Genomic DNA, 13,934 nt, shown 5'->3' with positions numbered 1-13,934 from the left:
GGGACAATTCTATCTATTATGGGAAAATAAGTTTAGAAAGAATGGGAGCTACCGCCAGAGTGAACAATGCAGCGAGTACCATGGAGATACTGGAGATGGTTCCTGTCAGGGAACTGAGCTCAAAAGCTTTGGAAGTCCCTGTGCCGTGGGCACCCGTTCCGAGCAGGGTTCCGCGGGCAATTTCTCCATCAATGCGGAGCATTTTAACGATAGAAGGACCCATAATCGCACCAAGCAAACCGGTCATGATGACAAAAACAGCAGTAACAGCGGGGATACCCCCAATGGTAGCCGAGACATTCATGGCAATCGGAGTTGTAATGGAACGCGGAATCAGGCTGTGAATCAGCCCGGAGTCCAGCTGAAGCCATTTGGCGAGCAGGGCTGACGAGAGTACGGCGACTACCGATCCGGTCATGACACTGAAGACAATCTCGGATATATGCTTTTTGAGCACATGGAAAAAGGTATAGAGCGGTACAGCAAAAGCTACCGTAGCCGGTTGCAGCAGAAGACTAAGCCATTTGCCGCCGCTGCTGTAATCTGCATAATCCGTCCCGGTCGCAAGCAGCACGCCAACGACAAGCAGGGGCGTGATCAGTAGTGGAGACAGATAAACCTTGGGCAATTGGCGATACATGCGTTTGGCCACCCAATAAATACCGACAGTTAACAACAAGCAGAGAAATCCAATCATCCGGTGTGACGCTCCTTTCGTTTGGCGATTCGTGTGGCAACCAGGCCGGTGCAGACCATAACCAGAAATGTACTCAGCAGGACGATGAACAGAATCTGCAGTCCGTCATGTTCAAGCATGGGCATGTAGTTCATGATGCCAACGGCTGAAGGAATGAAGAACAGCAGCAGTTCTCCGAGCAGCCATGCGGCTCCGACTTCAATCCAGCGCAGCTTCACAACCCGTGTCTGAAGCAAAATAAACAGCACAACCATGCCGAGTATCGAACCTGGCACAGGCAAATGGAGAGCACGGGCCAACTGGTCCATGAGCAGTGAAAAGACCATGAGGAGAGCAACCTGCAATATCCCAAGTCCCCATTTTTTCACTTCAATTCCTCCTTATATCAACGTGATTGATTTATTTTTTATGAAAATGAATGGAAGCACACTTTCTTGTTACAAATTTTACATCGCATTCTTTCATGAGTAAAATGCATATTAAGAATGTTTTCTATTCCATTTATCTATGAGAGGCTGGAATCAGACGATGGATATCCGCCATTTGCAATATTTTCTGGAAGTCGCGAGGCAGCAGAGCTTTACCAAGGCAGCCGAGGTGTTATATATCACCCAGCCAACCATCAGCAAAACCGTGAAAAGTCTTGAAGATGAGCTGGGGGTTACGCTGCTGGATCGGTACGGCAAGAGAGTCGAATTGACCGATGCAGGGCATGTTTTTTTCCGGCAGGCACTGGAAATTGAAAAATCGTTTCGCAGCTTGTCGTCCGAGCTCGACGATCTGATGAACCTGAAGAAAGGACATCTGCGTATCGGACTGCCGCCCATGGTGGGTTCGAGCTTTTTCCCCATGATCATTGGTGAATTTCATAAGGCTTATCCGCAAGTGAGCATTCAACTGTTTGAGGATGGTGCGAAAAAGGTAGAGGCCGATGTCATCAGTGGTGCACTGGATATTGGTGTGGCTGTACTGCCGACGGTGGATGAGCTGCTCGATCATTTTGTGTTCGTGGAAGAAAAGCTGAATCTGCTCGTTCATCCTTCGCATCCGCTGGCGGGCAAAGAATCGGTGGCCCTGCGTGAACTGGAGCATGATGCCTTTGTGCTGTTCAGGGAGGATTTTGCCCTGCATGATCGGATCATTGCGGCCTGTCAGCATGTAGGATTCCAGCCGAGGGTTGTCTATGAGAGCTCCCAGTGGGATTTGCTCAGTGCAATGGTTGCGGCCAATCTGGGGGTGGCATTACTTCCCGAAACCATCTGCCGTGAAGTGGATCATATGCGTGTACGCATTATGCCGGTTGTGGAACCCGTGATCCCTTGGCAGCTCGGCATGATCTGGCGCAAGGACCGATATCTTTCTTTTGCCACAAGGGAATGGATCGGTTTCACCAAGGCGATGTTGAGCGAAGAAAGGAAATAGAAATTACTTCATTTCGTTGATACAATGAGAGCAGAATAATGATGGAGGTGGAGAAACATGAAATTGCGGGTATCCGCTGTACAGTACCAATTGCAAACCATCAGCTCCTTTGAGCAGTTTGCTGCTCAAGCCGAGCATTACATACGGACAGCCGACGAATTCGGAACTGAATTTGTGCTGTTCCCTGAATTTTTTACAACTCAGCTCATGTCCATAGGTGACGGTAAAGGCAACGCGCTGACCATTGAGGATCTGCCGGATTTCACGGAGCAGTATGAACAGCTGTTCACATCCCTGGCGGCGAAGTACAACATGCATCTGATCGGGGGAACTCATGTCATCCGTCGTGAAGGGAAATTGTATAATACCGCCCACATGTTCTATCCGGATGGCCGTATTGCACGCCAGGCCAAGATCCATATTACACCGACCGAAGTACAGGAATGGAACATGGCACCGGGTGATGGCCTTGAAGTTTTCGACACGGATAAAGGCAGAATTGCGATGCTGACCTGTTACGATATTGAGTTCCCGGAAATTGTGCGTATGGCAAAAGCCAAAGGAGCTGACGTCATCTTCTGTCCTTCCTGCACGGATGATCGGCACGGCTTCTATCGGGTGCGCTATACGAGTCATGCCCGCGCGGTAGAGAACCAGGTTTATGTTGTACTGACCGGAACAGTGGGCAATCTGCCGACAGTGGACTTCATGCGTGCCAACTACGGACAGGCTGCCATCATTACGCCGAATGATGTCCCATTCCCGCCGCGCGGCATTCTGGTCGAAGGTGAGATTAACGATGATATGATCGTAACAGCAGATCTGGATCTGGATTTGCTCTATGAAGTACGTGAGCGCGGATCGGTAACGACCTGGCGTGACCGCCGCACCGATCTATATACAGACTGGGAGTAGTCTGAGGCTTGAACTACTCGTATTGTCTGTTGGAAGGAGGAGATGATCAGCATGTATCAAAAAGAAATGTTGATTACCGGTCCGGATCGACATGGTAAGCCCGTAAAAGCTATCGTTCGTACGTATCAGGAGGCTGACTTCGATGAACTGATTCGCATCCAGGCCGAGAGCTTTCCTCCGCCTTATCCGGAAGAGCTGCTATGGAACCATGAGCAGCTTGCTAGTCACGTAGCCAACTACCCGGATGGGGCCATCTGCATTGAGGTAGATGGTGAGTTGGCGGGATCGATGACCTCGCTGCGCATGCAATGGGACCCTTCACATCCGGCAAGCCACACGTGGGTTGATGTGACTGATGATGGGTATATTCGCAATCATCAGCCGGATGGCAACACGCTCTACATCGTTGATCTCTGCGTACGTCCGAAATTTCGCAAGTGGGGACTGGCACAGCTCATGATGCAGGCCATGTATCATCTGGTCATTGCACAGGGGCTCGACCGGCTGCTCGGTGCCGGGAGAATGCCCGGATACCATCTGGTGGCAGATGAAATGACGGCTGAATCGTATCTGGAGCAGGTGATATCTGGTCAGAAACGCGATCCCGTGATCTCGTTCCTGCTGCGCTGCGGACGTATGCCAGTGGGCGTGGCGACGGATTATCTGGATGATGAGGAGTCTTGCAACTATGCAGCCCTTATGGAATGGCGCAATCCGTTCAAGACATAATGCATATTTATTATTGGAGGTAGATGAATCCATGGAATTTAAACGAATTACTTCAATAAATGATCCTTTGTTTGCCCAAATGCACAAGCTGATGCAGGAGATTTTCCCGCCTGAGGAAGTGCTGGACTTCCCGCTGTGGCAGGAACCGCTGGAAGACCCCGGCATTCGCGTATTTGTGGCTGTGCATGAAGGGAACGTTGTAGGAGCGACAGAATACCGCTACTATGAGGACTGGAATGTGGCCATGACGGATTTTACGATTATCGGCCGCGAAGGTTTGGGCATCGGCAGTTTCCTTGCCAACCATCGGAAACGAGACCTGCAGCAGCTTGCCGCAGCAAACGGCAAGGAGCTGTTCGGTATGTTCGCCGAGATCTATAACCCGTATCTTAGCCAGGATCATGAATTTGGCGGCATCAAGCCCATGGATCCGTATGTACGGCGCGAAGTGCTGTCCCATCTCGGATATCAACGACTGGACTTCTCATATGTTCATCCTTCCTGGCAAGGGGACGGAGAAGCAGTGGGGGGACTTGACCTTTGCTTCATGCCGGGCAATGAGGAGCAGGGAGAGCTGCCAGCCAGCCTGGTGGCCGATTTCCTGAATCGCTATTATGCTGTCCTGCCGAATAAACCGCAGGAATGGCTTGCCATGGTAGATCAGCTGAAAGCTCGCACTTCGGTGCCGCTGCTGCCTTTGTAATTACGAGATTGAATATACAGCATGACACAGCCACGATTGGCTGGAAATGCATGAAGCCCATGAAGCAGGATTCCAATCCTGTTTCATGGGCTTTTTTAATAGATTGAATGATTGCTTCTGGGGCTACTTCTCTGTATTCCGGTCAGGCAGCTGTATTAAATAACTATTGGACAAATGCATAAGATCCAAAGCACGCTCATACTCGTCCTTGGTAATGTAACCTGAGGAAGACGATGAGCCGTCATCCGTTGAGGCCGTTGCCGGAACAGTATTCCCTTCCGGTGACTCAGGTTTCGGTTCCGAACGGTTCTCCACCTGCCTGATGTCCTGCCTTCCGGCATCGGCAAGCGAGTAATGGGTTCCGTCACCATAACCGGTTTCCGGAATGAATAATGAGGCATCATTAAGCACGGAACCGGTAGGCAGATAATAGCGTTCCGGCAGCAGATTGCCTGACTCCCGAAGCAGATCCTGCCCGAAGTGCAGTTGATCCTGGAGAGATGCCCCTGTGAGTCCGGCTATCGTTGGCAGAATGTCCACCTGTCCGCCGATCTGACCCAGCTGCTTAGCAGGTGTAGCACCGGGGGCCGTAATGATAAGTGGAATGTTAATCATGTCCGCGGATGTATACTCCCGGCCGTAGATTTCCTTCATTAACTCTTTGTCGTCCCGGTCCAGCGAGTAGATAGGCAGGCCAAGGTGGTCTCCGTATACCACCAGCAGGCTGTTTTCCCATAGTCCGCGTTGTTTTAAACCATCGATGAATTGTCCCACCGCCTGATCGGCATAATGCTGGGATACCAGATAATCACCAGGCAGGGTGTCCGTGTACCGCTCCGGCAGCGACAGACTAATCTTGCTCTCCGGCAAATGGTACGGGTGATGTGCTGACATGGAGATGATCTGTGCATAGAAGGGCGAGCCTTCTCCCTGCATTTCTTCCAATTTATCGAGTGTCTTGGAATACAGCACCTCATCCGATGCCGAGAAGGCAATGGAATCTTCGGTGCCAAAATAATCTATATCGTAATAGTGATCAAAACCAAGCGCTTTATACAGCTGATCGCGATTCCAGAAACGGACATCGTTTGAATGGAATGTAGCGGTCTGATACCCGTTTGACGACAATAGTTTGGGGAGACTTGGCAGGGCTTTATCGGCATAGACCGTAGATGCAGCTCCGTTTGGCGGTGTATAGAATGATGTATTGACAACAAACTCGGCATCCGATGTATTCCCCTGACCTACCTGCTGATAGAAGTTCGGGAAATACAGGCTTTCCTGTGCAAGCTGGTTGAGATGTGGTGTGACTTCCTGGCCATCCACCTTCAGACCAATGAGGAAATTCTGGAACGATTCCAGCTGGAGGACAATCACATTCCGGCCCTTGGCTGCTCCCGAATCCACAATGGCATCGAGCTCTGTCGTTTGTTTGATCTGATCAATGCGATCCTGATCAATTTCATCAAGCGGAACGGGCTTGTCAGGCCGATCCGCCAGAATGGTAAAAGCCTCGTATCCGAGGATTCCCATTTGTTCCGCTTGCGTAATTTCGCTCATGCTTGCCCGGTTAGGGTATATATTCAGCATGCAGATTACCAGGGAAATCATCAGAATAACGGAGGCAACTCTGCGTCTGCTTCTGCGGTCCAAAGGTATCTTTCCCGGACGTTCGGTAACGCCGAGCTTGATCCGGCGCCGGATCAATAGGCCGCCAATAATCAGAATATCCGCAAAAATAAACAAGTAATATGGGTCGAGCAGGGAGAACATGCTGCTCTTCACCGACGTCACCTGATTCACCTGCGCGAGCGCATGATAATTGACGATAACCCCATAATATTTGTAATACATAATGGCAGCGAAAAAAATGCCAGACAGCACCAGGTTCAGGACAAGATAGGCCCACATCCGTCTTTTGGCTGCAAACCACTCAATCAGACAAAAGCAGATCCAGATCAGCGGCAGCTCAGTAAGCAATGGCTTCCAGACGGGGATATCATCGAAAATGACCATCCAGGCCAGGGAGCTTTTGATAATCATGATCACGGTAAACAATATAAACGGTCCGCTTAGAAACCGGGTGAGTGAACTGCGTGACAACATAACCGCCTTCCCTTCCGAAGTTTCATTTAACAAGTATTATGCTACCTCATGGTATGTCGTGTCAAAAGTATGAAATAGAAAAAGCCCATCCCATTCAGGGAGAGGCCTTGTGATCTGCTGCATAAGTAAAGCTGGTGGGGCGCATGAGTCTGTCAGGCTACCCATTATTCTATCGTATATGTCGTGACATAAGAGGCTCTTGGAAACATGGCTGGTTTCTGCGCGGTCAGCCCTTCACTTGTACTGCGATTGCGGTGGGCATGATTATAGGCCTGAGACTGCTGCCAGCTTTTGAAATGATCCTCTGACTCCCACAGGGTAAGTACAACATACGTATCATCTTTCAGGGGACGGAGCACCCGGATACCGACAAAACCTGGCTCGTCCTCCACTTTGCGTGCACGGTTTTTGAACCGATCCTCGAAGTCACCACGGCCGTCTTCCGTCACCGGGATATTATTCAAAACCGCAAAGCTGCCGCCTGTCCAGGAGCCTGCGGCATCAAATGCCTCATATGCGGCTATGCTATCATCCGACTCAACATGAAGCAGACGTTCAGTCGTTTCGATGGCAAGACGAACCTGCTCCTCGCTCCGCAAGGTCAGATGCGGATATGCAGCGAGCACGTCCGGAATCGGGGAAGGAACCAAATAAATATACATGGAATCTGCCTCCTTAAATGTACGTTCCTCTTCAACATAGCATATGGGGAGGGACGAGTCCAATCTGCGGAATGCTGGTTTGGCCAGGTCTTTTCATGATAAAGTAGAAGGACTAAAAACAGAACGGGTGATCGTATGACAAATACCATTCGAATATCAGTCAGGCCTTTGGTTGAATACGTATATCGCAGCGGCAGTATTCGTCCCGGATTCCGCTCCAATGCATCCATGCAGGAAGGCACCCGAATTCACCAGAGGGTGCAGAAGGAGTATACGGAAGAAGATCTGAAAGAAGTTGTGCTTGAAGCTGAAATCCGGCATGGAGACCTAGTCTATATAATCGAAGGGCGATGTGATGGTCTGATTCGTCTGGAGGGTCAGCTGACTGTGGATGAGATCAAATCAACAGCCGGCAACCTGGATGATCTGGGCGACGGACTTCCGGTCCACTGGGCGCAGGCCATCATGTATGCATATATGTATGCCGTTCAGCATGATGAGCCAAGAATGCAAGTACAGCTTACCTATGTGCAGACCGTGAATAGTCAGGAGAGAAGATATCGGCGCATGCTCGAACGTGAGGAGCTTGAGCAATTTGCTGCTGAGGTCATTGCCGGATATGCTCCTTATGCCGAGATGATTGCTGCATATGAAGAGAAGCGGGACGTCACTCTTAAAGAACTGCCGTTTCCCTTTCGCAAATATCGGGAAGGGCAGCGCAAGCTGGCAGGCGCAGTATATCAGACCATCCGTGAAGGCAAGGGACTGATGGCCAAGGCACCAACCGGAATTGGGAAAACAATGTCCGTCTTATTTCCCGCAGTGAAGGCGATTGGTGAAGGCGAAGCCAGTCGATTGTTCTACCTTACGGCAAGAACGACGACTCGTGTTGCGGCAGAAGAGGCTTTTGCCAGAATGCAGGCGGAAGGGCTGAACATGCATGTGATCAGCCTGACTGCCAAGGATAAGATTTGCTTCAAGGAAGAAGAAGATTGTGATACCGGACAGTGCAGCATGTGCGAAGGGTATTATGATCGCATTAATGGGGCAGTGCTGGATATGCTGGAGCATGAAACATTGATGACACGCCCAGTCATTGAACAGTACGCGCGCAAGCACCGGGTGTGTCCATTCGAATTTTCACTGGATGCGGCATATGCGGCCGATGCAGTCATCTGTGACTATAACTACATTTTCGACCCGCGTATTTCCCTCAAACGCATGCTGGAGGAGCAGAAACGCAAGACGGTGCTGCTGGTTGATGAGGCGCATAATCTAGTCGATCGCGGCCGCATGATGTTCTCTGCTGAGCTGGAGAAGGCTGTTTTTCTGGATGTCAAAAGGGAGTTTAAGACGCTGGGCAGCAGTGTCGCTGCCGCGAAGGCCATTACAGACCATGCGGGAGCCATCGATAAGTATCTGATTACCCTGCGTAAAAACGGAGGAGAAGAGGGCAAGCTGCTGCAGCAGGAAGCGCCGGAGGAACTGATTGAATTGCTGGAGCCCTTTGTCATGGTTGCGGAGCAGAATCTTGTGGAAGGCGGTTCGGGAAGTGCCGAGACGGATCAACTGCTGCTGGATGCCTACTTCACAGCCCAGAACTTCCTGCGTATCGCCAAGCTGTATGATGAACGATTCGTCACGTATGCCGAATGTGTGCGAAGCGAAGTGAGAGTGAAGCTGTTCTGTCTTGATCCATCCGTCCTGCTCCGTCAGACAGCGAAGGGGTTCCGTTCCATCATTCATTTCTCGGCAACCTTGTCACCACTGGGTTATTACCGGGACATGCTTGGTGCAGAGGAAGAGGACTACACGTTACGTATCCCTTCACCCTTCCATCGGGAACAATTGGATGTAAGGCTGCTTCCCTTGTCCATTCGCTACAAGGACCGGCAGCGTTCCAGGCAGCCGATTGCGAACATGCTGCATCAGCTCGTATCCGAGTGGCCGCGGAGCAACCTGCTTGTCTTTTTCCCCTCGTATCCGTATATGCGTGAAGTCTATGAGACCTACATGCAGCTTCCTGGTGAGGCCGATACGGTCATGCAGGAGCAAGGCATGAATGAGCTGGAAAGGGAGGCATTCCTGAATGCATTCCAGCCACATCCGGAACGAACAAGGCTTGTATTCGCCGTGATGGGCGGCGTATTTTCAGAAGGAGTGGATCTGCCGGGAGATCGTCTCAATGGGGTCGTCGTGGTAGGTGCAGGGCTTCCCCAGATTGGACTGGAAAACAACGTGCTTCGTGACTATTTCGACCGCTCGGGACGTAATGGTTTCAATTATGCTTATGTTTTTCCGGGGATGAACAAGGTGCTGCAGGCAGGCGGCAGGCTGATTCGGACGGAAGAGGATACGGGCGTACTCGTATTGGTGGATGATCGGTTCACCCAGGAGCCGTATCGTTCCCTTCTGCCCGAGGAGTGGCTGGACTACAAGCGCATCTCCCCTTCAACCGGAAACTTCTCTGCGGGTGATTGAAGCATAGGCCAAAAAGGGTATTACTTGGATAGCAAACGAACGAACAAGGGCGAATACATATCCGTTCCAACGTCCGCTTCGAAAGCAATCAAGGAGGTCGGTTTTTGATGAAAAGAAATCATACGATGATGCAGTTTTTTGAATGGCATTTGGCTGCAGACGGTAAGCATTGGAAACGACTGGCCCAAATGGCTCCGGAGCTGAAAGCCAAAGGCATTGATTCGGTATGGGTGCCCCCTGTGACCAAAGCCATTACCCCGGAGGATACCGGATATGGTGTCTATGATCTGTACGATCTCGGGGAGTTCGACCAGAAGGGCAGTGTGCGGACGAAGTACGGTACCAAACAGGAATTGGTGGATGCCATTGCCGAGTGTCAGAAAAACGGTGTTGCCGTCTATGTCGACCTGGTGATGAACCACAAGGCAGGTGCCGACGAGAAGGAAGTGTTCAAAGTCATCGAAGTGGACCCTAACGACCGGACGAAGGATATATCTAAACCGTTCGAGATCGAAGGCTGGACCAAATTTACATTTCCGGGTCGTGGCGATCAATACTCGTCCTTCAAGTGGACATCCGAGCACTTTAACGGTACGGACTTTGATGCCAAGACAGAGCGCAGCGGCATATTCCGCATCGCAGGAGAGAACAAGAAATGGAATCAGAATGTCGATGACGAGTTCGGCAACTATGATTATCTGATGTTCGCCAATATCGATTACAATCACCCAGAGGTCCGCAAGGAGATGCTCCAATGGGGAAAATGGCTGATCGACACGCTGCAATGCAGTGGTTTCCGCCTGGATGCGATCAAGCATATTAACCATGAATTCATCAAGGAATTTGCAGCAGAGATGATTCGCAAGCGTGGGCAGGACTTCTACATTGTAGGGGAGTTCTGGAATTCCAATCTCGATGCCTGCCGTCAATTCCTGGATACGGTGGATTATCAGATCGACCTGTTCGATGTGTCCCTTCACTACAAGCTGCATGAGGCATCACTGGCAGGCAGGGATTTTGACCTGTCCAAAATTTTCGATGACACGCTCGTTCAGACACACCCAACGCATGCCGTAACGTTTGTCGATAATCATGATTCCCAGCCGCATGAAGCATTGGAATCATGGATTGGCGACTGGTTTAAACCCAGCGCGTATGCATTGACCCTGCTGCGCCGTGATGGGTATCCGGTTGTCTTTTACGGAGATTATTATGGTATTGGCGGTCCTGAACCTGTGGAGGGTAAAAAGGAGATTCTGGATATCCTGCTGTCTGCCCGTTATAACAAGGCTTATGGCGAGCAGGAGGATTACTTCGATCATCCCAATACCATTGGATGGGTACGCCGCGGCGTGGAAGAAATCGAGGGCTCCGGTTGTGCGGTGGTGGTCTCCAATGGGGATGATGGCGAGAAACGAATGTTTGTCGGCGAACATCGTGCCGGTGAAGTATGGACCGATCTGACGCACAGCTGCGAGGATAGCATTACCATTGAGAAGGACGGTTGGGCTACGTTCCATGTGTGTGGCGGAGGTTTATCCGTATGGGCTTTGCCTGATGAAGAGAGTACGACTGCGTAAGCTTGAATATAAATACAGACAACGAAACCACCTGAAATGGCGATGGAATGCCTGCAGGTGGTTTTTTTGCTGGGTCCAGATTTTATTATTGTGCTAACGAAGGCAGCCTCTATTCGGCTCCGTATGGGAACGTGAACGAAGGCCACCTCATCTTCTAGTAAAATGATGCTTCAGCTCCTGAAATTGCTCGAAGCATCCTATACTTACCTACCTTACTTCTCATCCAGCTCAAATGATTCCAGTGTGCCGACCATCCGCAGGTCATGCTCACGGTTGAACCGTTCCCGGGTACTCGCATCTGCATATTCGTCATGATAATGCATTAAGACGGTCTTTTGCCTTACTTCCGCAGGCAGCTGTTCCAGGTCCTTCAGCGAGGTATGAGATTTGATCACCAAATCATGCATATGGCATTCATGGAAAATCAGCTGCACATCTGCGGCAGCCTGTTCTACCCGTTCCTGATCCAGCGTGCTATCTGCACTGTAGTAGAAGTAGGGCTTCGCAGCAATACCATTGCTGACCATGCCCGGAACGTGCTGTGTACGGAATGTCTCAAATGTCACGCCGCCAAGTTCGAATGTGCCTCCATCTGGCAGTGGAACGATATCATAATAATCGCTCATTGTACGCTCGCCATCGGTGGTGTAGCGCATGCCTGGAGATAAGATGCTCCATAGCGGCTCAACCAGTTGTTCGTGGATAAACAGGCGCGGTTTGCGGTTACCTACAATTTGCGAATAGTATCCGAGCATCTGTACACCGTTAATGTGGTCTTCATGCAAATGTGTAATAAATACATTATGGATATCAGTCATGGGGAACCCGACCTCTTTGAGCGCTTTGGCATTCGATTCCGGAAAATCAATGACCAGATGCGTGCCTCCAAATTCGGCGAGCATGCTGTTGTGATACTGCTCTACGCTGAACATGTCCCCTGTGCCCAGAAATGTAATTTTCAACGATTTCAACTCCTTGTATGATCTTCAGATCAGCATATCGTTCATTAAAACCAGTATATCTTGTTCGGGGGCATATGCCCAAACCAACCTTTTTTGAATACGCTATCATTTTTTATTGAACTTTGATAGGAAACAGTGTAGCGTTAAGATGGGAAGTGTACCCATATGAACGTAAACTCACCCAAAGGGAGCGTGCGAAGCGAATGAAGTCTTTTTTGGATGAACAATTTTTGCTGCACAATGAGACAGCCGTCAAGTTATATGAGGATTACGCCAAGGACATGCCGATTATTGACTACCACTGCCATCTTAGTCCACAGGAGATCTACGAGAACAAGACCTTTGGCAATATTACGGAAGCCTGGTTGTACGGGGATCACTACAAGTGGCGGTTAATGCGGGCAAACGGTATCGAAGAGCAGTACATCACTGGCGGTGAGGGCGTGACCGATTACGATCGTTTCCTGGCTTATGCCAAAACGGTACCCATGATGATCGGCAACCCCTTATATGCCTGGTCCCACCTGGAATTGCAGCGGTACTTCGGGGTATATGAAGTGTTGAATGAGAGCAGTGCTCCAGGAATCTGGGAAAAAGTAAATGCCAAGCTGAACAGTGAAGGTTTTGGCGCACGTGACCTGATCACGAAATCCAATGTCACGGTTGTGTGCACCACCGATGATCCTTGTGATTCATTGGAATACCATCTGAAGATTCAGGAAATCGAAGGCTTTGATACAGCTGTGCTGCCTTCTTTCCGTCCGGATAAGGGGCTTGAACTGAACCGGGATACCTTCATCGAATGGGTAAGCAAGCTGTCTCAGGCTTCGGGTACAGCAATCTCTGATTATGATTCATTCCTCTCTGCGCTGGAATCCCGGGTGGAGTTTTTCCATTCCGTAGGTGGCCGAGTTTCCGACCATGCACTGGACTATGTCCCATATGGCAAGGCAACACGGGAAGAAGCTGCAGCCATTTTTGCCAAAGCACTCGCAGGTCATCAAGTAAGCCGTGAGGAAGAGGACAAGTACAAGACCGTTACACTGACCTTCCTGGGCAAGCTATATGCGGAGCGGGGCTGGGTGATGCAGTTCCATATGAATGCAGCCCGTAATAATAACAGCCGGATGTTCGCTCAGCTTGGATCGGATACCGGATATGATGCGGTGAATGATACGCCGCTCTCTTCTGCGATGATCGGTCTGCTGGACGCACTGGAGCAGGAGAAAGCACTGCCCAAAACCATTCTATATTCCTTGAATCCGCGGGATAATGAAGTGCTGGCTGCCATTGTCGGCAGTTTTCAGGGCGGCGGTATACCAGGCAAAATCCAGCTGGGCGCAGCATGGTGGTTCAATGATACCAAGGATGGCATGCTCGCTCAGATGAGAGCGCTGGCCAACGTTGGTTTGCTGAGCCGTTTTGTGGGGATGCTGACGGACTCGCGCAGCTTCCTTTCCTACACAAGGCACGAATATTTCCGCCGTCTGGTCTGCAACCTGATCGGGGAATGGGTGGAACAAGGGGAGGCGCCACATGATATGGAATTGCTCGGACAGATGGTTCAAGGCATTGCCTACAACAATGCCAAGGCGTACTTCCCATTTTCGGCTTCCCTCAAAAAAGTATCTGCTTCGCAGTCCTGATTATCATTGAACTTTTGGAAACCGTGGCGAT

At 50.4% G+C, this 13,934-nt stretch carries 12 protein-coding genes; 7 read left to right on the top strand and 5 right to left on the bottom strand.

The genetic code is table 11. The features are described 5' to 3' along the window. Positions 1-16: 16 nt before the first annotated feature. Both AC3RCI_RS27715 and AC3RCI_RS27710 read right to left on the bottom strand, forming a co-directional pair. Positions 17-697 (bottom strand): CidB/LrgB family autolysis modulator, encoded by a 681-nt coding sequence (locus AC3RCI_RS27715; protein ID WP_154894656.1) that lies wholly within the window; start codon positions 695-697, stop codon positions 17-19. Beyond that, a complete protein-coding gene (locus AC3RCI_RS27710; RefSeq protein ID WP_095290946.1) occupies positions 694-1,065 on the bottom strand; it encodes a CidA/LrgA family protein in 372 nt (123 codons plus the stop codon). The genes AC3RCI_RS27715 and AC3RCI_RS27710 overlap by 4 nt, the downstream gene beginning before the upstream one ends. A gap of 160 nt (positions 1,066-1,225) precedes the next feature. Between AC3RCI_RS27710 and cidR the strand changes: the two genes are divergently transcribed. Genes cidR through AC3RCI_RS27690 form a run of 4 tightly spaced genes read left to right on the top strand, consistent with a single transcriptional unit; the run spans position 1,226 to position 4,466 of the window. Beyond that, a complete protein-coding gene (gene cidR / locus AC3RCI_RS27705; protein WP_127537384.1) occupies positions 1,226-2,119 on the top strand; it encodes a cidABC operon transcriptional activator CidR in 894 nt (297 codons plus the stop codon). A gap of 57 nt (positions 2,120-2,176) precedes the next feature. Next, the gene (locus AC3RCI_RS27700) at positions 2,177-3,034 is read left to right on the top strand and encodes a carbon-nitrogen hydrolase family protein (RefSeq protein WP_492471264.1); all 858 of its coding nucleotides are present in this window, start codon (positions 2,177-2,179) and stop codon (positions 3,032-3,034) included. Between the two features lie 51 nt (positions 3,035-3,085). Continuing rightward, positions 3,086-3,763 (top strand): GNAT family N-acetyltransferase, encoded by a 678-nt coding sequence (locus AC3RCI_RS27695; RefSeq protein WP_492527092.1) that lies wholly within the window; start codon positions 3,086-3,088, stop codon positions 3,761-3,763. Positions 3,764-3,794: 31 nt separating this feature from the next. Continuing rightward, a complete protein-coding gene (locus tag AC3RCI_RS27690; protein WP_354480860.1) occupies positions 3,795-4,466 on the top strand; it encodes a GNAT family protein in 672 nt (223 codons plus the stop codon). Positions 4,467-4,589: 123 nt separating this feature from the next. On the opposite strand, the gene AC3RCI_RS27685 is transcribed toward AC3RCI_RS27690, so the two are convergent. Further along, on the bottom strand, positions 4,590-6,572 hold the full coding sequence (locus tag AC3RCI_RS27685) for an LTA synthase family protein (RefSeq protein ID WP_492471403.1): 1,983 nt from the start codon (positions 6,570-6,572) through the stop codon (positions 4,590-4,592). 164 nt (positions 6,573-6,736) lie between these two features. Then, the gene (locus AC3RCI_RS27680) at positions 6,737-7,234 is read right to left on the bottom strand and encodes an antibiotic biosynthesis monooxygenase family protein (protein WP_154894660.1); all 498 of its coding nucleotides are present in this window, start codon (positions 7,232-7,234) and stop codon (positions 6,737-6,739) included. A gap of 135 nt (positions 7,235-7,369) precedes the next feature. On the opposite strand from AC3RCI_RS27680, the gene AC3RCI_RS27675 reads away from it, so the two are divergent. Beyond that, positions 7,370-9,715 (top strand): helicase C-terminal domain-containing protein, encoded by a 2,346-nt coding sequence (locus AC3RCI_RS27675; protein ID WP_492527091.1) that lies wholly within the window; start codon positions 7,370-7,372, stop codon positions 9,713-9,715. A 107-nt stretch (positions 9,716-9,822) separates the two neighbouring features. Further along, complete coding sequence (locus tag AC3RCI_RS27670) at positions 9,823-11,295, top strand: alpha-amylase (RefSeq protein ID WP_336782307.1); 1,473 nt, start codon at positions 9,823-9,825, stop codon at positions 11,293-11,295. Between the two features lie 212 nt (positions 11,296-11,507). Here AC3RCI_RS27670 and AC3RCI_RS27665 read toward each other — a convergent pair whose 3' ends face one another. Continuing rightward, positions 11,508-12,257, bottom strand: a complete 750-nt coding sequence (locus AC3RCI_RS27665; protein WP_492527090.1) for an MBL fold metallo-hydrolase — start codon at positions 12,255-12,257, stop codon at positions 11,508-11,510. A 203-nt stretch (positions 12,258-12,460) separates the two neighbouring features. Here AC3RCI_RS27665 and uxaC point away from each other — a divergent pair, with 203 nt between their 5' ends. Next, positions 12,461-13,903: a glucuronate isomerase gene (gene uxaC, locus AC3RCI_RS27660; protein WP_492527089.1), complete on the top strand. Its 1,443-nt coding sequence runs from the start codon at positions 12,461-12,463 to the stop codon at positions 13,901-13,903. Positions 13,904-13,934 lie beyond the last annotated feature (31 nt).

Source organism: Paenibacillus sp. MT124 (assembly GCF_058792755.1).
The sequence above is the reverse complement of the archived record's forward strand: the minus strand, read 5'-3'. Positions and strand labels throughout refer to the sequence as shown.